This window comes from Roseateles asaccharophilus (assembly GCF_004362405.1).
Taxonomy (GTDB): domain Bacteria; phylum Pseudomonadota; class Gammaproteobacteria; order Burkholderiales; family Burkholderiaceae_C; genus Kinneretia; species Kinneretia asaccharophila.
In genome coordinates this window covers 76,564-102,395 of record NZ_SNXE01000004.1, presented here as the reverse complement: position 1 = coordinate 102,395, position 25,832 = coordinate 76,564, and the positions used below count along the sequence as shown (strand labels likewise).

Annotated in this window: 28 protein-coding genes and 1 riboswitch; of the genes, 21 read left to right on the top strand and 7 right to left on the bottom strand. The window is 66.7% G+C overall.

The window, feature by feature from the left end; all coding sequences use genetic code 11:
- Positions 1–49: 49 nt before the first annotated feature.
- Complete coding sequence (locus tag DFR39_RS10560; protein ID WP_162849490.1) at positions 50–3,784, bottom strand: DUF748 domain-containing protein; 3,735 nt, start codon at positions 3,782–3,784, stop codon at positions 50–52.
- Between the two features lie 82 nt (positions 3,785–3,866).
- On the opposite strand from DFR39_RS10560, the gene DFR39_RS10555 reads away from it, so the two are divergent.
- Positions 3,867–4,667, top strand: a complete 801-nt coding sequence (locus DFR39_RS10555) for a YdcF family protein (RefSeq protein ID WP_133603525.1) — start codon at positions 3,867–3,869, stop codon at positions 4,665–4,667.
- Between the two features lie 267 nt (positions 4,668–4,934).
- On the opposite strand, the gene ubiD is transcribed toward DFR39_RS10555, so the two are convergent.
- The gene (ubiD, locus tag DFR39_RS10550; RefSeq protein ID WP_133603524.1) at positions 4,935–6,488 is read right to left on the bottom strand and encodes a 4-hydroxy-3-polyprenylbenzoate decarboxylase; all 1,554 of its coding nucleotides are present in this window, start codon (positions 6,486–6,488) and stop codon (positions 4,935–4,937) included.
- A gap of 265 nt (positions 6,489–6,753) precedes the next feature.
- On the opposite strand from ubiD, the gene DFR39_RS10545 reads away from it, so the two are divergent.
- The 18 genes from DFR39_RS10545 to tolA all read left to right on the top strand — a co-directional run bounded on the left by DFR39_RS10545 (position 6,754) and on the right by tolA (position 21,696).
- On the top strand, positions 6,754–7,593 hold the full coding sequence (locus DFR39_RS10545; RefSeq protein ID WP_133603523.1) for a lytic transglycosylase domain-containing protein: 840 nt from the start codon (positions 6,754–6,756) through the stop codon (positions 7,591–7,593).
- A 54-nt stretch (positions 7,594–7,647) separates the two neighbouring features.
- Positions 7,648–7,785: riboswitch (ZMP/ZTP riboswitch) on the top strand.
- A 65-nt stretch (positions 7,786–7,850) separates the two neighbouring features.
- Positions 7,851–9,101, top strand: a complete 1,251-nt coding sequence (gene glyA / locus DFR39_RS10540) for a serine hydroxymethyltransferase (RefSeq protein ID WP_133603522.1) — start codon at positions 7,851–7,853, stop codon at positions 9,099–9,101.
- 15 nt (positions 9,102–9,116) lie between these two features.
- A complete protein-coding gene (nrdR, locus tag DFR39_RS10535; protein WP_133603521.1) occupies positions 9,117–9,560 on the top strand; it encodes a transcriptional regulator NrdR in 444 nt (147 codons plus the stop codon).
- Between the two features lie 229 nt (positions 9,561–9,789).
- A complete protein-coding gene (locus DFR39_RS10530; protein WP_162849489.1) occupies positions 9,790–10,278 on the top strand; it encodes a GspH/FimT family protein in 489 nt (162 codons plus the stop codon).
- A 104-nt stretch (positions 10,279–10,382) separates the two neighbouring features.
- On the top strand, positions 10,383–10,853 hold the full coding sequence (locus DFR39_RS10525; protein WP_133603771.1) for a type IV pilin protein: 471 nt from the start codon (positions 10,383–10,385) through the stop codon (positions 10,851–10,853).
- On the top strand, positions 10,853–11,476 hold the full coding sequence (locus tag DFR39_RS10520) for a pilus assembly FimT family protein (protein ID WP_162849488.1): 624 nt from the start codon (positions 10,853–10,855) through the stop codon (positions 11,474–11,476). Before DFR39_RS10525 ends, DFR39_RS10520 begins: the two co-directional genes overlap by 1 nt.
- Before the next feature lie 3 nt (positions 11,477–11,479).
- The gene (locus tag DFR39_RS10515) at positions 11,480–12,187 is read left to right on the top strand and encodes a PilW family protein (protein ID WP_133603518.1); all 708 of its coding nucleotides are present in this window, start codon (positions 11,480–11,482) and stop codon (positions 12,185–12,187) included.
- Positions 12,188–12,192: 5 nt separating this feature from the next.
- Positions 12,193–13,473 carry a PilX N-terminal domain-containing pilus assembly protein gene (locus DFR39_RS10510; RefSeq protein WP_162849487.1) on the top strand — a complete coding sequence of 427 codons (1,281 nt, stop codon included), beginning with the start codon at positions 12,193–12,195 and terminating at the stop codon, positions 13,471–13,473.
- A complete protein-coding gene (locus DFR39_RS10505) occupies positions 13,470–14,681 on the top strand; it encodes a prepilin-type N-terminal cleavage/methylation domain-containing protein (protein WP_133603516.1) in 1,212 nt (403 codons plus the stop codon). The genes DFR39_RS10510 and DFR39_RS10505 overlap by 4 nt, the downstream gene beginning before the upstream one ends.
- Before the next feature lie 25 nt (positions 14,682–14,706).
- A complete protein-coding gene (ribD, locus tag DFR39_RS10500) occupies positions 14,707–15,834 on the top strand; it encodes a bifunctional diaminohydroxyphosphoribosylaminopyrimidine deaminase/5-amino-6-(5-phosphoribosylamino)uracil reductase RibD (protein ID WP_246030785.1) in 1,128 nt (375 codons plus the stop codon).
- Between the two features lie 20 nt (positions 15,835–15,854).
- A complete protein-coding gene (gene ribBA / locus DFR39_RS10495) occupies positions 15,855–16,958 on the top strand; it encodes a bifunctional 3,4-dihydroxy-2-butanone-4-phosphate synthase/GTP cyclohydrolase II (RefSeq protein WP_133603515.1) in 1,104 nt (367 codons plus the stop codon).
- Positions 16,959–16,971: 13 nt separating this feature from the next.
- Positions 16,972–17,436 carry a 6,7-dimethyl-8-ribityllumazine synthase gene (gene ribH, locus DFR39_RS10490; protein ID WP_133603514.1) on the top strand — a complete coding sequence of 155 codons (465 nt, stop codon included), beginning with the start codon at positions 16,972–16,974 and terminating at the stop codon, positions 17,434–17,436.
- Between the two features lie 9 nt (positions 17,437–17,445).
- Complete coding sequence (gene nusB, locus DFR39_RS10485) at positions 17,446–17,925, top strand: transcription antitermination factor NusB (protein ID WP_133603513.1); 480 nt, start codon at positions 17,446–17,448, stop codon at positions 17,923–17,925.
- 31 nt (positions 17,926–17,956) lie between these two features.
- Complete coding sequence (locus DFR39_RS10480) at positions 17,957–19,153, top strand: pyridoxal phosphate-dependent aminotransferase (RefSeq protein WP_133603512.1); 1,197 nt, start codon at positions 17,957–17,959, stop codon at positions 19,151–19,153.
- Complete coding sequence (gene ybgC / locus DFR39_RS10475; protein WP_133603511.1) at positions 19,150–19,590, top strand: tol-pal system-associated acyl-CoA thioesterase; 441 nt, start codon at positions 19,150–19,152, stop codon at positions 19,588–19,590. The genes DFR39_RS10480 and ybgC overlap by 4 nt, the downstream gene beginning before the upstream one ends.
- A complete protein-coding gene (gene tolQ, locus DFR39_RS10470; protein ID WP_133603510.1) occupies positions 19,587–20,285 on the top strand; it encodes a protein TolQ in 699 nt (232 codons plus the stop codon). Before ybgC ends, tolQ begins: the two co-directional genes overlap by 4 nt.
- A gap of 3 nt (positions 20,286–20,288) precedes the next feature.
- On the top strand, positions 20,289–20,726 hold the full coding sequence (gene tolR, locus DFR39_RS10465; RefSeq protein ID WP_133603509.1) for a protein TolR: 438 nt from the start codon (positions 20,289–20,291) through the stop codon (positions 20,724–20,726).
- Positions 20,727–20,775: 49 nt separating this feature from the next.
- Entirely contained in the window at positions 20,776–21,696 is a 921-nt protein-coding gene (gene tolA / locus DFR39_RS10460) for a cell envelope integrity protein TolA (protein WP_133603508.1), read from the top strand.
- Here tolA and DFR39_RS10455 read toward each other — a convergent pair.
- From DFR39_RS10455 to DFR39_RS10440, 4 genes are all read right to left on the bottom strand, one after another.
- Entirely contained in the window at positions 21,674–22,105 is a 432-nt protein-coding gene (locus DFR39_RS10455) for a DoxX family protein (protein WP_133603769.1), read from the bottom strand. The genes tolA and DFR39_RS10455 overlap by 23 nt on opposite strands.
- A gap of 65 nt (positions 22,106–22,170) precedes the next feature.
- Entirely contained in the window at positions 22,171–22,911 is a 741-nt protein-coding gene (locus DFR39_RS10450) for an HvfC/BufC N-terminal domain-containing protein (RefSeq protein ID WP_133603507.1), read from the bottom strand.
- On the bottom strand, positions 22,908–23,765 hold the full coding sequence (gene bufB / locus DFR39_RS10445) for an MNIO family bufferin maturase (RefSeq protein WP_133603506.1): 858 nt from the start codon (positions 23,763–23,765) through the stop codon (positions 22,908–22,910). Before bufB ends, DFR39_RS10450 begins: the two co-directional genes overlap by 4 nt.
- 22 nt (positions 23,766–23,787) lie before the next feature.
- Positions 23,788–24,075, bottom strand: coding sequence for a BufA1 family periplasmic bufferin-type metallophore (locus DFR39_RS10440; RefSeq protein WP_133603505.1), 288 nt, complete (start codon positions 24,073–24,075; stop codon positions 23,788–23,790).
- A gap of 142 nt (positions 24,076–24,217) precedes the next feature.
- Here DFR39_RS10440 and DFR39_RS10435 point away from each other — a divergent pair, with 142 nt between their 5' ends.
- Together DFR39_RS10435 and DFR39_RS10430 are read left to right on the top strand one after the other, a co-directional pair.
- A complete protein-coding gene (locus DFR39_RS10435; RefSeq protein WP_133603504.1) occupies positions 24,218–24,778 on the top strand; it encodes a sigma-70 family RNA polymerase sigma factor in 561 nt (186 codons plus the stop codon).
- Positions 24,779–24,803: 25 nt separating this feature from the next.
- Positions 24,804–25,007 carry a zf-HC2 domain-containing protein gene (locus DFR39_RS10430; protein WP_133603503.1) on the top strand — a complete coding sequence of 68 codons (204 nt, stop codon included), beginning with the start codon at positions 24,804–24,806 and terminating at the stop codon, positions 25,005–25,007.
- 6 nt (positions 25,008–25,013) lie between these two features.
- Here the strand turns inward: DFR39_RS10430 and pcp are convergent, their stop codons facing one another.
- Positions 25,014–25,670 (bottom strand): pyroglutamyl-peptidase I, encoded by a 657-nt coding sequence (gene pcp / locus DFR39_RS10425; protein WP_133603502.1) that lies wholly within the window; start codon positions 25,668–25,670, stop codon positions 25,014–25,016.
- Positions 25,671–25,832 lie beyond the last annotated feature (162 nt).

Genomic DNA, 25,832 nt, shown 5'->3' with positions numbered 1-25,832 from the left:
AGAACTCTCGATGAGCAGCGCGGCCGGCAGCATAGCCCAGGCGGGGCAATCAGCGCAGGCCCAAGGCCATATCCACGCGTGGCACCCAGGGCTTGGCCTCCTGGCCGGCAGCGGCCTCATGCAACCGCGGCGAGGCCAGGAAGAGCCGCGCATTGGGCACGCCACGGGCCAGCAGTGCGTCGCGCACGGCCACGGCACGTTGCAAGGCCAGCTGACGCATGGCCTCGGTATCGGCCGCCTGGGCCGTGGCCAGCAGGCTTTGCATCTGTTCCGGCGGCACATCCTTGAGCAAGCCCAGCAGATTGCGCGGACGCCCCGGCAGATTGCTCGCCTGATAGACCTGGCGCAGCAGGCGTCGGCGTTCAGCATCGCTGAGCGGCGGCAGCGGCGCCTCGGCGCCCGCCCCGCGCGTGTCTGCAGCACTGCCGCCGCTGCTGAGCTGCTGGCGGCGCAGCTCGCGCCGACGCTCGGCCTGGATCAGGGCCTCGACCTTGGCGTTCTGCAGGGCTGCCTTCTCCGCCTGGGGATCGGCCCAACCAGTCAGAGTCAGATTCAGGGACGGCTTATCGCTCAGGGCCTTGGCCACCTTGTCCAGCTGGCCAGGCAGATTGGCTGCGGGCTGGCTGCTGGCGGGTGCGAACTCCAGCTGACTCAGATCAGCGCTTCCACCGCCCATGAGCAGGGAGAACGGCGCCGTCAAGGCTTTGCCCAGCAGATTGATAATCACCTTGAGGATCAGCCCTCCGACGCTGAACTCGGGGTCATTGAGCGAACCGCTGACGGGCAGATTCACATCGATCACACCCTGGCTGTCCTTGAGCAGCGCCACGGCCAGCAGCACCGGCAGCTTGGTGGCGTCCGGGCTGTCGATCTTCTCGCCAAAGCTGAGCTGATTGAGCACGATCTGGTTGTCGGCCTGCAATCGACCGTCGGCGTCGATGCGGTAATGCAGCTGTGTGGAGAGCTTGCCCCGCTCGATCGCATAGCCCGCGTACTTGCCGGCATAGGGCGAGAGCGGCGCCAACTCGATATCGGTCGCGGCGGCACGGATGTCCATTTGCGGCGGTGATCCGGGAAGAAGCTGACCACTGATGTCCAGCAAACCGGTGCCCGCCACCTTGCCCTTGATGGCCAGCGGTGCCAGCTGGGCCTGGCGGCTGTCCACACGACCCAGACTGCCCTGCAACTCGCTCAGATTGGCGCTGTAGTTGGGGCGGATGAAGCGGTCGCTGAAGTCCACGGTCCCCTTGTCCAGCTGCAGCTCACCCAGACTGAATTGCAGCGCCGGGGCTGAGGCGGCAGCGGCGCTGGGCGCCTGTGCCTGTGCCTGTGCCTGGACTTCACGCGGCCCCAGATCGCGAAGATTGAAACGCCCCTGCTCGTCCACGATCAACCGGGCATAGAACTCTGTCAACGCCGCCTTTTGCACCTCAAGACTCGGCGGCTTGTCAGCCACCAGCTCGGCGCGCAGGCCGGCCAGGCTGAGGGCATGCCAGCTCAGCAACTCTTCACCGACCTCGCGCTGTCCGTCGCGCTCGCGCGTTTGCATCAGGCGCAGATCGGCCAGCAGCGCCTCGCCGCGCAGCAGCGCTTGGAGCCCCTGGCTCGCAGCCACGACACTCAGCTCACCGCGAAAGCCTGCCTCGGCTCGACGCAGGTGCAGACCCAGACGCGGATCCAGATAGGGATCTGCCGCGTGCAGAGGCAGGCGTTCCGCACTGAGCTTGCCGGACAGGGCCAGCGGCGCCAGGCCCAGCTCGCCCTGGAACTGCAGGGTACCCAGGGGATTGCTGCCGCGGCCGCCGCTTGCGAATCGCCGGCTGGCTGCGGCCGAGCGGCCCATTTGCACGCTGAACTGCAGGGGTGAGCGGGACTTTTCCAGTGCGGGGTAGCTCAGGTTCTGCAGCTTGAGCCGCAGCTGCTCGGCCACAAGCCTGTAGGGCGCGTTCTCGGCCTCGCCCTCGCGCCGATTGAGCGAGCGCACCGAGGCGTCACTGAGGCTCAAGCCGCCCTGCTCCACCGTCAGCGCGGCCAGACGCCCGGACCAGCCCGCTGTGCTGGCGGGCGAGCCCGGCGTGCTGTCCGAGGGCGCGGCGACTCCGGGCAGGCGCAAGCGCCCATCGGCAGCACGCTCCAGCTGCAGACGCGGCTCCCGCAGGCCGAGCTGCCCCAGCAGCACTTGCCGCTTGCCCAGCAGCAAGCGGGCTTCGTCGAGGCTCAGACCCGCCAGACTGGCCAAGGGCTCACGCCGACCACCCGCCACCAGCTGCTGCACCTGCAGCTGCTCAAGCCGGAGCTCGCGCAGGCCGGCCTCGAGGCGGCTCTCGGGCTGTTCGTCCAGAGGCTGGGGCAGGCTGAGGCTGGCCTTGCCCGCCAGGCGCCCCTGCAGGGTCAGAGGCAGCTCCGCCTCCAGATAGGGGGAGAACCAGGCCAGTGCCAGGTCTTGCCAATCGGCCTGCACGTCGAGCGCCTCGGCGCTGAGCTGACCCTGCAGACCCAGCTTGGCACTGGGCTCGCGAGCCTTGCCGGCGCTCTGCAGATTGGCTTGCAGACTCAGTTGTGCTGAACCCTGCAGGGGCCAGCTGAGCTGCTTGAGTTCCAGCCCAAGAGGCTGCAGGCGCAGGGCGGCGCCGCTGCGCCGGTCCAACCAGTCCACGCCGGCCTCCTCAACGCTCAGACGGCCCAAGCTCAAACGCCAAGCGGGCGCATTCTTGTCGGCCGGCGTGGCAGCCGCACCCGTCGCCTGGGTCCCGAGCGTGGGCAGGCCCAGACGACCGCTGGCGTCTCGCTGGAGTTGCAGGCGCGGTGCCTCCCAACGCAGTGACTCAATGTGCAGCTCGCGCTTGAGGGGTTGCAGGGACTTGAGATCCAGGCTCAGCGCGCGCCAAGCCATCCAGTCGGCCTGCCGGCCCTGGGCCAGCACGCCATCCAGCAGTCTGAGCTGCCCCGTCAGGTTCAGGGCCGGCCGCTGCCCGGGCGTCTGGGCAAAGCCGAGCTTCAGATCGGCGCTGAGCCGGCCTTGTGTGAGCTTGAGCGGCAGCGCCGCCGGCCAGTAGGCCAGGTAGGGCTGCAGATCCAAGTCCTGTAGCTGGAGTTTCAGCGCGGCCTCGCGCGTCTGGGCAAAAGGCAGCGCATTGCCGCCCAGATCAAAGTCATATCCGTTGAGGCGCCCGGCCAGCCTCGGCTGCACATGCACCGCCACATGGCGGTCAAGGCCGGAGAGAAAGGGCAGGTCCAGCCGTAGCTGCTCCAGCTTGTGCAGGCGTTGATAGGGCCTGTCGTCCAGCAAGACCTGGCCTTCTGACAGCTGCAGGTTGTAGACGGCAAAGTCCGGCGCGGGATCGTCCGGTGTTGCGCCCGCTTCGGGGGGGCGGCGCAGATGCGCGACCAAATCATCAATGTCGTATTGCCCCTCGCCAAGGCGGGCCAGACGCAACAATGGCCCTTGCACCCTCAGCGACTCCAGCACCAGACTGCGGTGCCAGAGCGAGCGCAGGGACAGCGCCGCGTCGACTTCGGCCACCTCAAGCAGCGCAGGCTCGGCAGCCGACGCCGCACCAACGCGCAAGCCTTGAAGCACAAGCCCCAGCCGCCAGGGCTCGAAGCGCACCGCTTCCACGCTGACGGGCCGGCCCAGCGCCTGGCTGGCCACCTGCATGCCACTACCGGCCACCCAACGGGGCAAGAGCCATAGCGCCAGCAATATGAGCAGCACAAGCACGCCCAGGACCAGCGCCAAGCGGCGCAGCCAGCGTCGTCCAGAAATCACAGCAGCCAAGGACATGGGAAAACCGGGATGTGCCATTGCAAACCATTATCCTGTGCGCGCCACGGCTTGAATATCGTTGGCGGCCGTCCCACACACCATGAAAGACTTGCTCTACGCGCTTCACGAGCTCAAGCCGCTGCTGCTGGTCTTGCTATTGCCCCCGACCCCTTTGCTGGTCTTGCTGCTCCTGGGCGCGTCCCTGCTGCGTCGCAACCCTTGGCCCGGCCGACTATTGCTGGCCATCGGCGTGCTGGGCCTGTGGTTTGCGTTCAGCGAGGTGGGTGCGGACAGTCTGCAACGCCTGCTCTTGCAGCGCAGCCAGGCGCTGGACCCGCAGGCCCTGGCACAGATACGGGCCGAGCCGCAGCGCACGGCCGTGCTGGTGCTGGGCGGTGGTGCCTTGCGCGAGGCGCCGGAGTATGGCGGACCCAGCCTCAAACCGATCAGCCTTGAGCGTCTCCGATATGGCGTGTGGCTGGCGCGCCATGGCGACTGGCCCCTGGGCTTCAGCGGCGGCACCTCGGCGGAGCTGCGCGACCCGCGCATCACTGAGGCAGGCCTGGCTCAGCAAGCCGCAGCACAGGAGTGGCAACACCCGCTGCGCTGGGCCGAAGACCGGGCCCCGGACACCCTGGCCAACGCCAGACTGAGCCTGCCTATGCTGCAACGCGATGGCGTTCAGCGCGTGCTGCTGGTGACCCACGATGTGCATATGAGCCGAGCTTTGCGCGCATTCCGAAGGGTCGCGGCAGACCTGGGCATGGAGATCGTTCCGGCGCCCATGGGCCTGCGGCCCAGCAGCGCCTACGGCGTGTTGGACTGGGTTCCATCGTCCGAGGCCATACGCAAGACCCGCTATGTCGTTTACGAGGCGCTGGGGCTGCTGGGCGGACGCTAGGCATGAATTGCGCCGGATGAGCCCCAAGCCCGAATGCCTGGCCCATAAACAGAAACCCCTCCCGGGCCATGAGCTGGGGAGGGGCTGGTGACTGACGCCACCGGGTGGAGCTCCGCGGCCATTTGCCATGGGGCCCCTGCCGCGCAGAGACTGCGCCAGCGTATTAACCTGCGTTGCAGGCCTTTCAACAGTAGGCGTGAGCCTTGGGAGCTTCAAGCCTCGGCAAACCCTAGTTGAAATGCGGACTGCGGCGTCTGTTGCGACTTCTCATGCGCCAAAGAGCTGGCCATAGAGCTCGTCAATGCGGGCTGTGACCTCGGGCGTCATGGTGATGGTGCGCCCCCACTCCCGGTTGGTTTCGCCCGGCCACTTATTGGTGGCATCCAAGCCCATCTTGCCGCCCAGACCGCTGACCGGGGAGGCGAAGTCCAAATAGTCGATGGGGGTGTTCTCCACCAAGGTGGTATCGCGCACCGGATCCATGCGGGTGGTGATGGCCCAGACCACTTCCTTCCAGTCGCGGATGTTCACGTCCTCGTCCACCACCACGATGAACTTGGTGTACATGAACTGGCGCAGGAAGCTCCACAAGCCAAACATCAGGCGCTTGGCGTGGCCGGGATAGGCCTTCTTGATGGAGATCACGGCCATGCGGTAGCTGCAGCCCTCGGGCGGCAGGTAGAAGTCTACGATCTCGCTGAACTGCTTCTGCAAGATGGGCACGAAGACCTCGTTGAGCGCCTCGCCCAGGATGGCGGGCTCATCGGGTGGCTTGCCGGTGTAGGTGCTGTGATAGATCGGGTCGCGGCGCTGGGTCAGCCGGCTAACTTCAAAGACCGGGAACCAGTCCTGTTCGTTGTAGTAACCGGTGTGATCGCCGTAGGGTCCCTCCAGCGCGTGCAGATAACCGCCCTTCTCTTTCAGCGGCACGCCGTCTTCGCTCAAGCCCTCAAAGCCCGGCGCTGCGGTCGGAATGTGGCCCTCCAGCACGATCTCGGCGCTCGCAGGCACCTGCAGGAACTGACCTGCCTCGCCCACGCCGGTGTCCACCACCTCGGTGCGCGAGCCGCGCAACAGACCGGCAAACTGGTACTCCGAGAGCGAATCCGGCACCGGCGTCACGGCGCCCAGGATGGTGGCCGGGTCGGCCCCCAAGGCCACAGCGATCGGGAAGTTCTGTCCCGGATTGGCCAGGGCGAACTCGCGAAAGTCCAGGGCACCACCCCGGTGTGCCAGCCAGCGCATGATGAGTTGGCGCCCCCCGATCAGCTGCTGGCGGTAGATGCCCAGGTTCTGGCGCCGGCGCGGCTGGGGCACGGATTGCGGGCCACGTGTCACCACCAAGCCCCATGTGATCAGCGGACCGGCATCCCCGGGCCAGCAGGTCTGGATGGGCAGGCGCTTCAGGTCCACCTCGCCGCCCTCCATCACCTCCTGCTGACAGGGCGCCTCACGCACCCGGCTGGGCTTCATATCCCACAGGGCCTTGGCCATCTGCAGCAGGCGGCCTGCGTCCTTGAGCCCGCGGGGCGGCTCAGGCTCCTTCAGACTGGCCAGCACGCGCCCCACATCACGCAGCTCTTCCAAATTCTGAGCACCCATGCCCAGGGCCACGCGGCGGGTCGTGCCGAATAGATTGGTGAGTGCCGGGGTCGGGTGAATGCCAGGCTTCTCAAACAGAAGGGCGGGACCACCGGCGCGCAGAACACGATCGCTCAGCGCCGTCATCTCCAGCACGGGGGATACCGGCGTGGCGATGCGGCGCAGCTCCCCCAGCCCCTCCAATCCGTGGAGAAAGTCGCGAAGATCTCGGTACTTCATAATCAATAGTAATTAAGAATGGCTGCAATAAGCTTGACGGGTTATTTTTGATCCTTAGAATCCGCCCTGCCCTGAGCTTTCAGGGTTAACCCGTGCTTTGCCTTGGGACGGCAAAGCGCCCCGCTGCCGATGGACCCGGCCAGGATGCTGAGAAGCCAGAGTGCTCTCCAGCGCCATCAACGGCCGGCCCATTATCACTGCCACATCCAGGCGCACACCCCATGGGGAAAAGCGCCGCGGACCAGGCGGAGAAGAAAGGAGTCGCATGACAGCGCGTCAAAGTGTTTCTTCCCTCACTCGTGGTGCCACTGCCGCTGCAACCTTGTTTGTCAAGGATATCGGTCAGGGCCTGCTGGTGGTCAGCCACAACACCCTGGCCCTGCTGGGTCTGGCCGTCGTGGCTGTTTTGCTGATGTTCAGCAGTCAGGCGGATCTCCGCCACAAGCTCGAAACCGAGGCCTTTGGCTGGCTCAACGCCCGCCAGGAAGCTCGCGCCGAAGCCTCGGGCAACACCCTGTTGGGCGTGGCCGAGCCGGAAGCCCTGGCCCGCGCAACCGCCGCCGACCCCAAAGAGCTGACGCGCCAGCAGGCCGCGGTGGCGATGTGGCTGTCCAGGCGATACAAGGTGGCACCAGAGCCCATCAGCCGGCTGGTCCAGGAAGCCTGGGTTGTGGGGCAGCGTGCCCGCGTTGAACCGACCCTGATCCTGGCCATTATGGCCATCGAGTCGGGCTTCAACCCCTTTGCACAAAGTGCCGTCGGTGCCCAGGGCCTGATGCAGGTCATGACCCGGGTGCACGACGACAAGTACGAGGCTTTCGGTGGCAATCTGGCCGCTTTCGACCCCATCACCAATCTGCGGGTCGGTGTGCAGGTGCTCAAGGAGTGCATCCAGCGCGCGGGTAGCTTGGAAGAAGGCCTGCGTTACTACGTGGGTGCGGCCAATCTGCCCGACGACGCTGGCTATGCCAACCGAGTCCTGGCCGAGCACGAGCAAATGAAGTCCCTCGTCACGGGTCGCAGCTTTGCCCCGGCGACCGCGGGCGCCGAGAAACCCTCGCCCAAGCGGGACCTGAAGCAGGAACAGCTCGCGCTGCTGGAGTGAGTTTCATCACTTCCTTGCAAAGCATCGAGCAAGGCCCCGGTGTCCGCTACACTGGGGCCTTCGCGCAACTGGCGATCAAGGCTGCGGACGGCATCAACCGGCCGGCGGCCCGAGGTGGTGGACCACCGGGGAGCGCGAACGGTTCCAGGCCTAGGGCTTGGCCGTCAACAGCCGTTCGCCTGGGCAGCCCAGCCAGCCGTTGCGCGCGTCGCCGTGGTTCGCTCCGGGCCCAACCCTCATCATGAACCACCACCATCATGTTTGATCGCAGCCAATCGACCCTCGCCAACGTCGACCCCGAACTGTGGGCCGCCGTCCAGAACGAAAACCGTCGCCAGGAAGATCACATCGAGCTGATCGCCTCGGAGAACTACACCTCGCCGGCCGTGATGCAGGCGCAGGGCAGCCAGCTGACCAACAAGTACGCCGAGGGCTATCCCGGCAAGCGCTACTACGGCGGCTGCGAGTACGTGGACGTGGTGGAGCAGCTGGCCATCGATCGTCTCAAGCAGCTCTACGGCGCCAATTTCGCCAATGTGCAGCCCAACTCGGGCTCGCAGGCCAACCAGGGCGTGTTCTTCGCCCTGCTGCAGCCGGGTGACACCATCATGGGCATGAGCCTGGCCGAAGGTGGTCACCTGACCCACGGCATGGCCCTGAACATGAGCGGCAAGTGGTTCAACGTCATCTCCTACGGTCTGAACGCCAAGGAAGAGATCGACTACGAGGCCATGGAAGCCCTGGCCCGCGAGAAGAAGCCCAAGCTCATCATCGCCGGCGCCTCGGCCTACAGCCTGCGCATCGACTTCGAGCGCTTTGGCAAGATCGCCAAGGAAATCGGCGCCTACTTCATGGTGGACATGGCCCACTACGCCGGCCTGATCGCCGCGGGTGTCTATCCCAACCCGGTGCCGCACGCCGATGTGGTGACCTCCACCACCCACAAGAGCCTGCGCGGCCCGCGCGGCGGCATCATCCTGTGCAATGACGAAGCCATTGCCAAGAAGATCAACTCCGCCATCTTCCCCGGCATCCAGGGCGGCCCGCTGATGCATGTCATCGCCGGCAAGGCCGTGGCCTTCAAGGAAGCGCTGACGCCGGAGTTCAAGGCCTACCAAGAACAGGTGGTCAAGAATGCCAAGGTGCTGGCCGACACCCTGATCGAGCGCGGACTGCGCATTGTCTCGGGCGGCACCGAGAGCCACGTCATGCTGGTGGACCTGCGCCCCAAGAACCTCACCGGCAAGGAAGCCGAGGCCATCCTGGGCGCCGCCCACATGACCTGCAACAAGAACGGCATCCCCAACGACCCGCAAAAGCCCATGGTCACCAGCGGCATCCGCCTGGGCACTCCGGCCATGACCACGCGCGGCTTCAAGGAAGAACAGGTGCGCATCACCGCCCACCTGATCGCCGATGTGCTGGACAAGCCGCATGACGAAGCCAATCTGGCCGCCGTGCGCGAGAAGGTCGCCGCCCTGACGCGCGACTTCCCGGTCTACCGTTAAAGCGCCCCGCCGCCGATGCGCTGCCCCTTCTGCAATCACGGTGAAACCCAGGTCGCCGAGACCCGGGAATCGGACGAAGGCGATGTGGTGAGGCGCCGGCGGCGCTGCCTGAGTTGCGACAAGCGCTTCACCACCTACGAGCGGGCTGAGATTGCCCTGCCCGTGGTGGTGAAGAAGGACGGCACCCGCGCGGATTTCGACCCCAGCAAGCTGCGCGCCTCCATGCAGCTGGCCTTGCGCAAGCGCCCCGTGAGCATTGAGCAAATCGATGCGGCGCTGGAGCGAATTCAGGAAAAGCTGCTGACCAGCGGGGCCCGCGAACTCCCCTCGACCAAGCTGGGGGAGTTGGTCATGCGTGAGCTCAAGAAGATCGACAAAGTCGCCTATGTGCGCTTTGCCTCGGTCTACCGCAGCTTTGAGGATGTGGACGAGTTCCGCCAGCTGATTCGAGACATCTGAGCCACCAGCCAGGCGCCCTCCCCCTTCCGCCTTTCCTCCGAGCCTCCCCCAAAGCCCCCCCCGCGCCTCCCCCTTAGGCAGGACAGAAAGCCCGAAACCTCGGGCCTAGATTGCTCTGAGCAATCCCTTGCCATCTGGCGGAGGCTTTATGCGCCCTGGCATCCCCCTTTTGCGCTGTCACGTGACAGCAGGCCACCGGCAGGCCGGCCTCAGCCTCATTGAAAGCTGCATGGCCTTTCTGACGCTCGGCATCTTGCTGGCGGCCGCCCTGCCCCAGTTTCGACAGTTTCAGCAGCGCCAACAGCTGCAGGGCATCGCCCGGATGCTCTACACCGATCTGCAGGAGGCCCGTAGTCAGGCGGTACTGGGGGCTGGCGCCGTGCACCTGCGCATCAGTCAGCACCCGCAGGGCAGCTGCTACATCTTGCACACCGGCAAGGTAGGCGACTGTGCCTGCTCCGACCAGGGTCAGGCCGTCTGCGCGCAGGCGGAACAGCTGATCAAGCTGCAGTGGTTGCCGCCGAGCCGCGGCTTCAGCAGCTTGCAAGCCAATGTCGGCCAGATGAGCTTCCAGCCTCGCCAGGGCAGCGTGACCTCGACCGGCAGCATTGACATCGTCGGCGCAGACCAGCAAAGCATCCGCCATATCGTCAGCATCGCGGGCCGGGTACGCAGCTGTGCGCCAGCCGCGCCCGTGGGGGGACTACCCCCTTGTTAACCCGGCCCCCTCGAACGCGGGAGCGGGCGACCAACGGCAAGGCATCGACGACAAACGGCGAAAAAGATGTGAAATCCTTCACGACTGCTGACCACAATTCCCCCATGCCGCCCTCAGCTCGCATCCTGCCAGTCAGCCCGCTTGCGTGCGTGCCGCGTGGCTTCACCCTGGTTGAGATCATGCTGGCCCTGATCGTGGTCGGGATCCTGGCTGCCGTGGCCCTCCCGACTTATCAGCAGATGGTGCAGAAGAGCCGCCGTTCCGACGCCATCGCCATGCTCACCGCGGTACAGCAGGCCCAGGAGCGCTGGCGCGCCAATCGCACCAGCTACACCAGCAGGCTCAGCGATCTGGGTTTCAACAGTGGCAGCTCACCCAAGGGCTATTACGAAATCGCGCTGAGCAATGTGGGCACCAGCACTTACACCGTGACAGCCACGCCCGTCGCCACAGGCACTCAGTCCAGTGACAGCCAGTGCGCCAGTCTGGGGATTGCGGTCAACGGCGGGCAGGTCAGTTACACCAGTGCGGACTCGGACCGCCAGCCGACGTCAGGCAAATGTTGGGCGCAGTGATGAAATCGAAGCGCTGCCCTTTTCACCACCGTCCGCGGCAAGGTCAGGCACGTGGTCTGACCCTGATTGAGCTGATGGTCACGGTCGGCATCCTGGGTATCGTGCTTGCTGTGATCACCCCCTCCCTGGCTGACTTCATGAACAAGCGTAGGGTGCGTCTTGTGGCCGACGAGCTCAGCACCCTGATGGTTTACGCACGCTCCGAAGCCGGGCTGCGCAACCGCCGGGTCAATGTCTTCTTCAGCAGCGGCAATTCGCAGAGCTGCTACACCATTGCCGAATTCAGCGCCCTGGGGCGCTGCGATTGCAGCAGCACCCCCATTTGCACCGGTGGCTTTCTCCAGCTCAAGACGGTGTCGATCCCCTCGCTCACCGGCGTCAGCCTGGCGCCCGCGGAACAGCTGCGCTATGAAACCGGCCGCCCGGGCATCGAGGGCTTTGCCCTGGCCTTTATGGTGCCCTCGCTGCAAGCCAATCCGAACAATGCCATGGTGGAGATCACCGGCGGGCGCGGCTATCAGCTGCGCATGCAGCTCACACCCCTGGGACGCCCGACCCTGTGCTCGCCCAATGGTTCCTATAGCGATGTCCCGCGCTGTGCGGCCCCCTTGAGGGAGAGCTGAATCATGGCCAACCCTGCCCATCGAGGTTCACGATCCCGCCAAGGCGGCCTGAGTCTGGTCGAGCTGATGGTGGGCATCACGGTGGGCATGATCATTGTGGCCGGCGCCTCCACGATGATGGTCAACCAGATCGACGAGCATCGCCGCCTCACCCTCGAAACCCAGATCCAGCAAGACCTCCGAGCCGCCGCCGATCTGATGCTGCGCGACCTGCGCCGCTCGGGCTACCGGGCCCAGGCCTTTCAGTCCGTCTGGGCGCCGACGGCGCCTGTGACGGCCAACCCCTACCCCCTGGCCCTGCAGGTCTCCGAAGACGGCAAACAGGTGCTCTACAGCTACACCTCGGCCCTGGACGCCAAGAGTGCCCCGAACGAGAACAACCAGGTCGATGCCAACGAGGTCTTCGGCTACCGGCTGCGGCAAGGCGTACTGCAGTTCAACCTGGGTGGCAGCTGGCAGCCCCTGACCGATCCCAACACCTTGGAGGTGACGGTGTTCCAGGTCACCCCTCAGGTCCAGACCATCTCACTCAAGGAGTTTTGCCCTACGCCCTGCGCGAACGATGCCGACTGTCCGCAGCAGCAGGTGCTCGATGTATCGCTTCGCTTGGAAGGGCGCGCCAGGCATGACCGCGCGAACGTGAGCCGCAGCATCCATGTCAGCACGCGCCTGCGCAATGACGCCGTCTTCGGCGCCTGTCCAGCTACATGAGATTCATGCACCATCAGCGTCTCGGACGGACGCAGCAGCAAGGCGCCAGCACCCTTGTGCTGGTGATGGTGCTCTTTTTCATCATGGCCATGGTGGCAGCTTTCTCCAACCGCAATCTGGTGTTCGAGCAGCGCATTGGCAGCAACTACTACCGCTCTGCCCTGGCTCAGGAGGCGGCGGAGGCCGGCGCGGAGTGGGTGCTGGGTGCACTCAACGGTGATCTGGTCGGCCCCAACTGCCAGCCCTCGGCCGCGGGCCAGCGTTTTCGCGACATACACCTGGGTATTGCGGCCGATCGCAGCATCGGTCGCAATATCCAGAACACGAACTGGGAAGTGGCCGCCTGCGCACGCAATGGTGGCCAGGGTTGGCAATGCGACTGCCCCGCCAATGGCGTGGTCACCCTGGCCCCGGCGGCCGATCCCGATGGGCGGATTCAGCCCATGTTCGGCACGCGCTTTGCCGTCTCGCCACGGCCGGGTGTGGTGCGCATCACGGTGCAGGGCTGCACCGATCGCCTGTCAAACTGCCGCAATCTGGCCCGCGCCGCCACCAACAATCTGGCGCAGAACACCCTCCAGTTCGATGCGGCCCTCGTAAGCGCACTCAAGACGCCGCCCGCCAGCCCCCTGACCGTGCGCGGCAGCGTGGACCTGGGTACCGTGGGGCTGGGGCTGCACAACACCCATCCCGACACCGGTGGCCTTTTGATGCAGACCGGGCAGGCGGAGTACCGCGGGTCATTGGGCCGCTCCAGCAGCACGCCGGGCACGCCGGCGGGTAGCGCCCTGATCCGCGATGACGGTAGTTTGCGACGTGGGACGGGGGACGATATGTTCCGGCTCTTCTTCGGCATGGCGCCACAGACCTACCGCCAGCAGGCCGTGATGCGCGAGGTGCGCTGCGGCAATGCAGACTGTGCAGACGCCCTGAGCCAGGCCATCGCCGCAGGCGCCGACCTGATCTGGGTGGATGGCGCGGCCCGCATCGGCAGCAATGTGCAACTGGGCAGCCCCACCCGCCCCATCGTGCTGGTGGTCAACGGCAGCCTGCAGATGGAAGGCCCCATGCTGCTCCATGGCCTGATCTATGCCCGCGGCGATGCCAGCTGGAGCAATAGCAGCGGACAGCCCGCCCGGCTCATCGGCGCCCTGCTGAGCGAGGGCGATATGGTGGCCGCCGGCACGGTGGACATCGCCTACGACGCCGGCACTCTGGGCACGATCAGCAATCAGCGCGGCAGCTTTGTGCGGGTGCCGGGCAGCTGGATGGACGCCACGCAATGAACACCCACCCGCTCATGCGCCGGCAGCGCGGCGTCACCCTGATCGAGGCCATGGTTTCGCTCCTGGTCATGGCCTTCGGCATGGTGGCCCTGATCGGCCTGCAGGGCACCATGCGCAATAGCGCAGACCTGGCGCGACAGCGTACCGAGGCCGTGCGTCTGGCCCAGCAGGAGATGGAAACCCTGAGGGCCTATTCCTTGTTGCAGGCCTCGGGCAATGCCGAGGACCGTCGGCGAGCCTATACCCAGATCGTCTCCGAAGCCGCCCGCGCGAATGCGGGCGACACCATTGCCAATGCCAGCTTTACCCTCACACGCAACGTCAGCGCCACGCCCGACGGCCTGGGGGTGGCCGTCGCCGTGCAGGTGAGCTGGCAGGACCGTGTCGGCCAGGAACAGCAGATCCAGCTCGACAGCGTGATCACCCGCAGCGATCCGCGCCTGGCCGGCGCACTCTCGGTGCCGCCAGATGGCACGCCGCTACGCCGCCCGGCGGATCGTCACCCCACCATCCCGCCGGAGGCCAAGGATCTGGGCGACGGTCGCAGTCTGCTCAAACCGCCCGCACTCGCCAGTGGCGTGGCCTGGATCTTCGACAACAAGAGCGGTCTGATCATCCAGCTGTGTAGCAGCCTCTCGGCTGCGGCGACCACGGAGACGATCAGCGCAGCCGAATTGGCGGCCTCTTGCACCGGCAGCACCAACGCCATGCTGTTGGCCGGTCACGTGCGCTTTTCCACGGGCGAAACGCCCGACCCGGAACTCCCCCTCAGCCCCGCCCTGCCGCTGAACCTTGGCCTGGTCGCGGTCAACGCGCAAACACCCGTGCCCAGCCATCAGTGTTTCAACAACGCCCCCGCCGCTGCCGACCCCACCCGCACCCAGGGTGTTCGCTACTACTGCATCGTCTACCCGAACATCAGCCGTACGCCCCCCAGCTGGGATGGCCGGCTCAACATCCTGGATCTGCCACTCAGCGGCCCGAATGCCTACCGCGTCTGCCGCTACAGCGCCGACTACAACGCCGACAAGAGCATCGGCAATACCGAGCATCCGCTGAACTACCTCAAGGTCGAGGCCTCCCTGGTGCAGCAGAACTTCCTGGTGGTGGCCGGCTCGCGCAATTGCCCGGCTGGCCATCCCGTCGACCCCAGCCAGGGACACTTCTTCAACAGTGCCACCGTCGAGCACCAGCCCGACCCGCGTTAGCCATGGCCGCGGCTAGACTGCCGCCATGACCGCTGTCGAAGACTCTTTCAGCGCCGCCGACGAAGCGGCCATGCGCCAGGCATTGAAGCTGGCCGAACAGGCCATCGGCCTGAGCGATCCCAATCCCCGCGTCGGCTGCGTAATCCTGGCGCCCGATGGACGCCTGCTGGGCGCTGGCCATACCCAGGCCGCCGGACAGGCCCATGCCGAGATCATGGCCCTGCGCGACGCCCAGACGCGCGGCGAGGACGTGCGCGGCGCCACGGCCTACGTCACCCTGGAGCCCTGCGCCCACCATGGTCGCACGCCGCCCTGCTGCGACGCGCTGATTGCCGCGGGTCTGGGCCGGGTGGTGGCGGCCCTGGGTGACCCCAACCCTCAGGTGTCTGGTCAGGGCATGGCACGCCTGCAGGCCGCCGGCATCCGCACCAGCCTGGGCCTGCTGGCCGTGCCGGCGCGCGAGCTCAATATCGGCTTTTTCTCGCGCATGCTGCGCGGCCGACCCTTTGTGCGCATGAAGATCGCCGCCTCGCTGGACGGCCGCACCGCCCTGCCCGATGGCCGCAGCCAATGGATCACGGCCGAGCCGGCCCGCCGTGACGGCCATGCCTGGCGTCGCCGGGCCGGCGCCCTGCTTACCGGTATCGGCACGGTACGGGAGGATGATCCGCGCCTGGATGTGCGTTGGGTGCCGACACAGCGCCAGCCCCTGCGGGTGATTGTGGACTCCCGCCTGGAAACGCCACCGGGCGCGCGCATCCTGCAGCCGCCCGGGCAGGTGCTGATTTATGCGGCCCAGGATGCGGCCGAACGCGCCCGCGCCCTGCGTGCCACCGGCGCCGAGATCGTGCTGCTGCCAGATCCCAGCGGCAAGGTGGATCTGGCCGCGCTGATGCATGACCTGGGCGGGCGCGGCATCAATGAGCTGCATGTCGAGGCCGGCCACAAACTCAATGGATCCCTGCTGCGGGCCGGCCTGGTGGACGAATTTCTGATCTATCTGGCGCCCAAGCTGCTGGGCCAGGGCCGGGAGATGGCCGCCTTTGGCCCGCTGGATTCCCTGGATGAAGCGCCGCAGCTGCTTTGGCGCGAGATCGCGCCCGTGGGCGAAGATCTTCGCCTGATCGCCCGCCCGCGCGGCTGGGCACTCTAGGCCGCCTACAATCACGCCCTATGCCCATATCACCTGTTCCCGAGCTGGTTGCCGAGCTGGCAGCCGGTCGCATGGTCATTCTGGTCGACGAAGAAGATCGCGAAAACGAGGGCGACCTCGTGCTGGCGGCCGACCATGTGAGCCCCGAGGCCATCAATTTCATGGCCAAGTACGGACGCGGCCTGATCTGCCTGACCCTGACCCGCGAGCGCTGCGAACGCCTGCAGCTGCCGCCCATGGCCACGCGTAACGGCACCAAGCATGGCACGGCCTTCACCGTGTCCATCGAGGCCGCCACCGGTGTGACCACCGGCATTTCGGCCGCCGACCGCGCCCGCACCGTGCAGGCCGCCGTAGCCCGCCATGCCCAGGCCAGCGATCTGGTCCAACCGGGCCACATTTTCCCCCTGCAAGCCCAGGACGGCGGCGTGCTGATGCGCGCCGGCCATACCGAGGCCGGCTGCGACCTGGCCCAGATGGCCGGCCTGAGCCCCGCCAGCGTGATCTGCGAGATCATGAAGGACGACGGCACCATGGCGCGCCTGCCCGATCTGGAGCTCTTTGCCCAGGAGCATGGCCTGAAGATCGGCACCATCGCCGACCTGATCGAATACCGCAGCCGTAACGAATCCATCATCACGGCCGTGGGCTCGCGTCCGCTGCAGACGGCCCAGGGCGAGTTCCTGGCCCGCAGCTTCCGCGACCGCAGCGGCAGCGTGCATCTGGCCTTGAGCCTGGGCAGTTGGACCCCGGAAGACGAGGTGGTGGTGCGTGTGCATGAGCCGCTCTCGGTGCTGGACCTGCTGGAAACCGGCCCCAGCGGCCACTCCTGGCCCCTGCCCAAGGCCCTGGCCGAGATCCAGCGCGCCGGCCGCGGCGTGGCCGTGCTGCTGAACTGCGGCGAAGAGGCCGACGACCTGCTGGAACGCCTGCAGCGCCCCGCCAGCGGCGCCGGCGCGCCGCGCGCCACCATGGACCTGCGCACCTATGGCGTGGGCGCGCAGATCCTGCGCGAGCTGGGCGTGCAGCGCATGCAGCTGCTGGGCAGCCCGCGACGCATGCCCAGCATGACCGGCTACGGCCTCGAGGTCAGCGGTTTCCGCGGCCCGGACAATCAAAGTTAAGGACTCTCACTTCATGCAAGCAGCCGACAAAGGCCAGGCCGTCAATCTGAACGGCCAAGACCTGCGCATTGGCATCGTGCAGGCGCGTTTCAATGACGCCCTCACCTCCGCCCTGGCCACGCACTGCATCGACGAGCTGCAGGCCCTGGGCGTCAATGCGGCCGACATCCATCACATCACCGTGCCCGGCGCCCTGGAGGTTCCGGTCGCCCTGCACGCCTTGGCCGAGCGCGAGGACTTCGACGCTCTGGTGGCCCTGGGCTGCATCATCCGTGGCGAAACCTACCACTTCGAGCTGGTGGCCAATGAAAGCGGCGCCGGCGTGACCCGGGTCTCGCTGGACTTCCAGGTGCCTGTGGCCAATGCCATTCTCACCGTCGAGACCGAGGAACAGGCCTGGGCCCGCGTGGACGAGAAAGGCCGCGACGCCGCCCGCGTTGCGGTCGAAATGGCCAATCTGCTGGACACCCTGCGCTGAACAACGACCATGGCTGAAGACAAGAAGACCAACAAGCCGGCCGGCAAGCGTGCCGCCCCCAAGTCCGCCCGCCGCCGCGCCCGCGAGGCCGCGCTGCAAGGCCTGTACCAATGGCTGCTGGCGGGCGAGGATGCCGGTGCCATCGACGCCCATATGCGCGAGCAGGACGGCTTCAACAAGGCCGATCAGGCCCATTACGAAGCCCTGCTGCACGGCTGCGTGATTGAGGCCGCGGACCTGGACGCGGTGCTCTCCGCCCATGTGGACCGCAAGACCACCGAGCTCTCGCCCATCGAGCATGCGGTGCTGATGATCGGCGCCTACGAGCTCAAGCACTGCATCGACATCCCCTACAAGGTGGCGATCAACGAGGCGGTGGAGCTGGCCAAGAGCTTTGGCGGCACCGACGGCCACAAATACGTCAATGGCGTGCTCGACCGCGCCGCCGCGGACCTGCGCCCGGCCGAGGTCAAGGCCGCCAAGCGCTGAGCCTCGTCGCCCGTCCGCACGCACGCACGCCATGAAGCTGGCCCAGCGGCTCGAACACATCGAGCCCTTCTACGTGATGGAATGCGCCAAGGCCGCGGCCGAGATCGCCCGTAGCCCGGCCTGCGATCCGGCCCAGGGCGGCCGGCGCATGATCTATCTGAACATCGGTGAGCCCGACTTTGCGGCGCCGCCGGCTGTTCAGGCCGCGGCTCAGGCCTGCATTGCGGCCGGCCGCACCCAGTACACGCCGGCTGCCGGCCTGCCGGCCCTGCGCGAGGCCATTGCGCGTTGGTATGGCACGCATTTCGGCCTGCAGATCGCGCCCGAGCGCATCGTGGTCACGGCCGGCGCCTCGGCCGCGCTGCAGCTGGCCTGCCTGGCCCTGTTCGAGCGCGGTGACCGGGTGCTGATGCCCGACCCCTGCTACCCCTGCAACCGCCATTTCGTGGCCGCGGCCGATGCCGAGGCCGTGCTGCTGCCGGCCGGACCCGAGCAGCGCTTCCAGCCCTCGGCAGCGCAGATCGAGGCGGCCTGGGATGAGCACACCCGCGGCGTGCTGCTGGCCTCGCCCAGCAACCCCACGGGCACCTCCATCGAGCCGCAAGAGATGCGCGCCATCGTCGAGGCGGTGCGGGCGCGCGGCGGCATCAGCATCGTGGACGAGATCTATCTGGGCCTGAGCTACGAGGCCCATTTCGGCCACAGCGTGCTGGCCCTGGGCGAGGATGTGATCTCGGTCAACAGCTTCTCCAAGTACTTCGGCATGACGGGCTGGCGCCTGGGCTGGCTGGTGCTGCCGCCGGCCCTGCTGCCCGCCGTGGAGAAGCTGACGCAGAACCTCTTCATCTGCGCCTCCAGCGTGGCCCAGCACTCGGCCCTGGCCTGCTTCGAGCCGGCCCAGCTCGAGATCTACGAGCAGCGCCGCGCCGAGTTCCGTGCCCGCCGCGACTACATCGTGCCGGCCCTGCAGCAGCTGGGCTTCACGGTGCCGGTGATGCCCGACGGTGCCTTCTACGTCTGGTTCGATGTCTCGGCCTACAGCGACAGCAGCTGGGACTTCTGCTTCGAGATGATGGACAAGGCCCATATCGCCCTGACCCCGGGCAAGGACTTCGGCAAGCTGGGCGCGGAGCGCTGGGTGCGTCTGTCCTTCGCCAGCAGCCTGGACGATCTCAAGGAGGCCGTGGCCCGTCTGGCTGCCGCCCTGCCCGCCAAGAAGACAGCATGAGCGATTTCTCCCACGGTCTGCGGGTGTACTGGGAAGACACCGACGCCGGTGGCGTGGTCTTCTACGCCAACTACCTCAAGTTCTTCGAGCGCGCCCGCACCGAGTGGCTGCGCGCCCTGGGCTTCGAGCAGGAACAGCTGCGGGTCGAGGGCGGCGCCATGTTCATCGTCGGCAGCACCTCGGTGCGCTATCTGAGCCCCGCCCGGCTGGATGATTTCCTGCACGTCTCGGTGCGACTCACCGAGCGCGGACGCGTCAGCATGACGCTGTTCCAGCAGGCCCGCCGCGCCCGCGATGGCGCCCTGCTGGCCGAGGGCGAGATCCGCATCGGCTGCGTGGACAGCCACAGCTTCAAGCCCACCCGCATTCCCGCGCCCATCCTGCAGGCGCTGGACACCCGCACCACCCCTCTCTTGCCCGCCACCACCCGAGAATGAACCAAGATCTTTCCATCGTCAGCCTGATCATGCACGCCAGCTTGCCGGTGCAACTGGTGATCGCGGGACTGGTGGGCATGTCGCTCGCCAGCTGGAGCGTGATCTTCAGCAAGTTCTTCGCCCTCTCCAAGATCAAGGCCGGCAACGAGGCCTTCGAGGCCGAGTTCTGGTCCGGCAAGAACCTCAACGAGCTCTACAACAACGTCAACGGCAAGCAAGGCAGCGCCCCGCTGGAACGCATCTTCGCCGCGGGCATGCGCGAATTTCTCAAGCTGCGTGAACGCCGTGTCAGCGACCCCAGCGCACTGCTCGATGGCGCACGTCGCGCCATGCGCGCCAGCTTTCAGCGCGAGCTCGACGCGATGGAGTCACAGCTTTCCTTCCTGGCTTCGGTGGGCTCGGTCTCGCCCTATGTGGGCCTGTTCGGCACCATCTGGGGCATCATGCACGCCTTTGTGGGCCTGTCCAATCTGCAGCAGGTGACCCTGGCCACGGTGGCCCCCGGCATTGCCGAAGCGCTGGTGGCCACTGCCATCGGCCTGTTCGCGGCCATTCCGGCGGTGCTGGGCTTCAACCGATTCGCCCGTCAGATCGACCGCAGTGCCATCACCATGGAGACCTTCATCGAAGAGTTCTCCAATATCCTGCAGCGCAATGCGGGCACGCCGTCGGGTCACCAGCACGGAGCCGATTGAGCCATGCCCGCGATGAGCTCCCGCGGCGGTGGCCGCCGCCGCACCATCAACGAGATCAATATGGTGCCCTTCATCGACGTGATGTTGGTGCTGTTGATCATCTTCATGGTCAGCGCCCCGCTGATCACCACCGGTCTGGTGGACCTGCCCAGCGTGGGCAAGAGTCGCCAGCAGCCCGATCAGGTGATCCATGTCATCGTGGGCAGCGACGAAACGCTCAGGCTCAAGATCGACAAGGGTGAGCCCGAGGCCGTGCAACTCAACCGCCTAGCCGACCGCGTCAAGCAGGCCCAGGCCGGCAAGGAGAATTCGCCCGTGGTGATCTCAGCCGACAAGGCCGTCAAGTACGAGGCCGTGGTCAAGGTCATGGATGCGCTGCAGAGTGCCGGCATTCCCAAGGTGGGCCTGGCCGTCAAGACCGGCGCCAGCAGCGGCGGCTGAGGCCGCCGAGCTTCGGACAAATAGCCACAGAGAACGAGCGGTTCCGCAGATGAGCGCCTTCGCCGTGCCACATGATCCCTTGCGCCCGCCGCCAAGCCCAGGGCTGGGCCGCGGCATCGCCCTGGCCCTGCTTGCGCATGGACTGCTGCTGCTGGGCCTGACCGCCGGCCTGAACTGGCGCAGCCAGATCGAGCCGGCCATCGAGGCCGAGCTCTGGGCCGCCGTGCCCGTGGCCGCCGCCCCCCGCGAGGAGACGCCTCCGCCGGAGACTCAGCCCGAGCCGCCCAAGCCCGTGCCCGAGCCGCCGCGCCCCGATCCCAGCATCGAGCAGCAGCAACGCCTGCAGGAGCAGCGCGAGGCCGAGATCGCTGCCGAGCGCGAGAAGAAGAAAAAGCTCGAAGACAAGAAGCGCGCCGAGGAAGAGGCCGAGCGCAAGCAGCGCGAGCAGGAGCTCAAGGAGAAGAAGGCTCGCGAAGAGCGCCTGAAGGCCGAGAAGGAGAAGAAGGAAGAACAGGCCCGCCAGGAAAAGGCCAAGCAGGAGAAGCTGGACAAGGCCAAGCAAGAAAAGGCCAAGCAGGACGCCAAGAAGGCCGAGGCGGCGCTGGAGAAGCAGCGCCAGGAGAACCTGCGGCGCATCCAGGGCATGGCCGGCGCCAGCGGCGCTCCCAATGCCACCGGCACGGCCCTGCAGAGCGCCGGCCCCTCGTCCAGCTATGCCGGCCGCATCAAGGCCCGCATCCGGCCCAACATCATCTACAGCGATTCGGGCCTGGGCAATCCGGTGGCCGAGGCGGAGCTGAGGGTCGCCCCCGACGGCAACATCATCAGCAGCCGACTGCTCAAGAGCAGCGGCGACTCCGAGTGGGACAAGGCCGTGTTGCGCGCCATCGAGAAGACCGAGACGCTGCCGCGCGATGTGGACGGCCGCGTGCCGCCCCATCTGATCATCAGGTTCCAGCCCCGCGAGTGAGGCCGGCCCGCCAGCCGTCCACCGACCAGCGGCCCGCGCCGCACAGCAAGAGGGCCAGCAGCAGCGTCCCCCAGAGCTGATGGCCCAGCAGGGCGGCCGGCGCGATCTCGGCCAGGCTGAGCACCGCCACCACATTCACCACCGACAGCCCGGCCGCCGCAAAACGCGTGGCCAGGCCCAGGATGAGCAGAACCGGCAGCAGCAACTCGCCAGCTGTGCCCAGCCAAGCCGCCAGCTCGGGCGGCAGCAGGGGCACGTGGTACTCGTCCTGGAAAAGGGCCAGGGTGATCTCCCAGTCGCGCAGCTTGCTCAGGCCCGATAGAAGAAAGACCTGCGCCACATGGAGCCGGGCCAGCAGCAAGGCCAGCCAACGCAGCTGGCTCGTCAACGCGGCCGGTGCGGCGGCCATCTGGCGGGGGCGCTCCAGGCCGGCATCGCAGGCGGCTTGCCACAGGCTTGTCAAAACGGTCTTCATCATGTGCTTTCTTGCGCGCAGGGCGCCTCGTCGAGCCCCAGCAGCCAGCCCTCGGACAGTGCCTGCTGCAGCCAGGCACCCATGTCGAACTCGGGATGCCGGCTCAGGCATGCCTCCAGGGCCATGGTCAGAACCGGATTCACCATCAGCTGCCTGAGGAAAAACAGCACGGCAGGCTGCTCGGCCAGGCTCATGCTGCGCGCGCGCCAGCCCTTGCGCCACACCAGCCGGTCGGGTGCCAGCCACTGCATGCCCGGGGCCAGACGGGCGCACCAGACACGCTCGGGTGCGGCGGCCAGAGCGGCCAGGGTTTCGGGCGCAGGGCTGACATCGGGCGCACGCTCGGCGCAGTGGCAGGCCCATTCCAGGCGTGCCAGATCCACCAGCTCAAGATCCATGCCGGGCTGCGAGGCCAGGTAAGCCGGCAAGGCCTGGCCCCAATCACCGAGGTCACCGCTGCGTGGCGGATGGTGGCGCCAGAAGCTCCAGGCCATGGCCGCAAAGTCGGGCAGCCCCAACTCGGCCTGCAGCCTGGGATAGACGGCCGCCAGGGCGCGCTCAGCCAGGGCCTGCACATTGCGGCGGTAGGCCAGCAAGCCCGACTGTGCCGAGACCTGCACGCCCAGGGCCCGCGGCGCGCGGCCCGGCGCAAAGCCGAGCAGCTGCCCGCTGTCCACGGCCGCCAGCAGGGCCTGTTGGCGCTGCATCTCGGCATCCACGGCTTCGCGCGGCGGGCTCATGGCAGCAGCTCCTGAGCGGCGATGGCGTCCGCCTCGGCAGCCTCCTGAAGCAACTCTTCAAGTGCCGGAATATTGTTGTCCCGCTCGATCAGGGTGGGCTGGGCGCCCACCCGACGCAGGGCATGACGGTAGACGGCCCAGACCGAGGCATGGACTGCACTGCCATGATCATCGACCACCAGCCCCTGCTGCCGGCTATGTCCAGCCAGATGGATCTCGGCCACACAGTCCGGGCGCAGGGTGTCGATCCAGGCGCAGGCGCATTCACGTGCCGCATCCAGGTCATGGCCCCGGTTGAGCGCGTTGACGACCAGATTGTTCACATCCAGCAGCAGCTGGCAGCCACTGCGCAGTACCAGCGCGTTGAAGAATTCCGGCTCCGCCAGGGCATCGTCCTCCCAGGCCAGATAGGCGCTGAGGTTCTCCACCAGCAGAGGCCGACGCAGCCGCTCCTGCACCTGCTGCACATGGGTCACCATCAGGTCCAGGCTGGCCTCGGTAAAGGCGATGGGCAGCAGATCCTGCCCGTGGCGCGGACCCACGCAGGCAAAGCTGGCATGGTCCGAAACACGGACCGGCTCGATGCGCTCCACCAGGCGAGCCAGACGCTCCAGATGCCCTGCATCCAGACCGCTGGCCGAACCCAGGGAGAGCCCCACACCATGCAGGCTCACCGGGTAGCAGGCCCGCCCCGCCTCCAGCACCTGCAGGGCCGCCCCACCCTCGGCAAAGAAGTTCTCCGAGTGCACCTCGATAAAGCCGAGGGCGGGTCGCTGCGCCATCAGCGCGGCATAGTGCGGCTGACGCCAGCCTATGCCGGCCTGCGGCGGCCGGGGCGTGGGGCTTGTGTGCATGCGGAGGGCTCCGGTCGCCTGCTTACTTCTTGCCGCCGTGCTTGGCCTTGGCCTCATCGGCCGTCATGCCCTTCATGCTCTTGCAGCTGCCCTTGGGCACGTACTTCCACTCGTCGGGGGCCATATCCGCCTTGGCCTGACCGGCGCAGGAGTGGGTTCCACTGAGGTTGGCGCAATCGTTCTGACCGGCCTTGGCGATGCCGTAGCATTTTTCCTTGCCACTGTCCTGGGCGACAGCCGTCTGGGCCAGACCAAGGGTCAGTGCGGCAGCGAAGGCCGAAGAAAGGATTTGCGAAGTGCGGTTGCTCATGGGATCTCCTGTTGCAAAAGCTAGGGGTTGGGAATGATCGGCATCTCGATGATGGCCGACCCGAGTCTCTGTCGCCAAGCCCCGCGGAGTCCTTACACTGCGCTCCACCATTTTTTCGCGCTGCTCACCCAGCGCCCGGTTCATGAGCGATTTCGCCAAGGCGCTTGAAGCTCTCAGGCCCCAGCTCCTCAAGTTTGCACGGCTGCAGCTGCGAAACCCCGAGTGGGCCGAAGACGCGGTCTCCGAGACCCTGCTCGCCGCGCTGGAGAGGCCCCAGGCCTTTGCCGGCCAGTCCCAGCTCAAGACCTGGCTGATCGGCATCCTCAAGCACAAGCTGGTGGACCAGATCCGCAGCCGCCGGCGCGAAATCAGCATCACGCCCGAAGATGATCAGGATTTGGATGACGCCCTCTTCATGCCGGACGGTCACTGGCGCGAGGCGCCACAGGACTGGGGCGATCCCGAGGCTGCGCTGCGCCAGCTGGAGTTCATCAAGGTGCTGGAAGCCTGTGTGGAGCATCTGCCCGGCCAGCAGGGCCGACTTTTCATGATGCGTGAATGGCTGGAACTCGACACCGAGGAAATCTGTAAGGTCCTGAGCATCAGCCCGACCAATCTCTGGGTCATGCTGCATCGCGCCCGGCTACGCCTGCGCGAATGCTTGCAGCTGAACTGGTTTGCCCAGCCTCTTCAACGCTCTTGAGCCTTCGCAAGCGCCCCGCACCGATATGTCCCTGTTCAAGAAAAACTGCCGCGAGGTTACGAGCTTGGTGCTCCAAGCCGAGGACCGTGCCCTGAGCTGGCATGAGCGCCTCGCCCTGCGCCTGCACATGCTGGCCTGCCGGGCCTGCCCTCGATTCGCGCAGCAGGTGCAGCTCATGCGACGTGCCAGCGAGCGCTGGCGCCGCTACAGCGACGAGTCAGAGGGCTGAACCGACTCAGGCGATGGCGCCGCCCTGCTCGCGCACATCCTCTTGGGTGCGCAGGGCCAGACTCAGCGCCAGCCTTGTGCCCTCCACCAGGGTGCTCAGGGGCAGGCTGGGCTGCCCCGGAAAGCGCGCAGCCTGCTCGGGCAGCGGCGGGATGTGCATGAAGCCGCTGCGCACCGCGCTGCCTGCCAGGCGGTGCTGAAGCCCATAGAACACATGGTTGCAGACAAAGGTACCGGCCGTCTGCGAGACCGAGGCCGGAATCCCCGCCGCGCGCAGCCCGGCCACCATGGCCTTGATGGGCAGGGTCGAGAAATACGCCGCCGGCCCCGTCGCGAGCACCGGCTCATCCACGGGTTGCGCTCCGGCGTTGTCGGGAATGCGGGCGTCGTCCACATTGATCGCCACACGCTCGAGCGACAGGTCGCACCGCCCACTGGCCTGCCCCAGGGCCAGAACCAGCAGTGGCGAATGCGCAGCCAGGGCTTGATCCAGGGAGCGAAGGGCCGCGCCGAAGACGCAGGGCAGCTGCCAGGCCCTGACGCGCACCCCTTCAAGCAGCTCGCCATCCAGCGCACGCGCAGTTTCCCAGGAGGGATTGAGCGTCTCACCGCCAAAGGGTTCGAAGCCGGTGAGCAGAAGACTGGGGACAGAGCTGGAAGTCATGGGCCCGATGCTAGCAAGCGTGTAAAGGCCGGGACGCCGGCCGACGGAGCGCCGCAGCGTGACAAAGTTGCCACACCCCAGCGGGCAGCGGGCATCAGCATGGGTGGGGCCCGGCTCTTCTGCGGATGCTGTGCCATGCAAAGGCGCTAAGCTGCAAGCCGA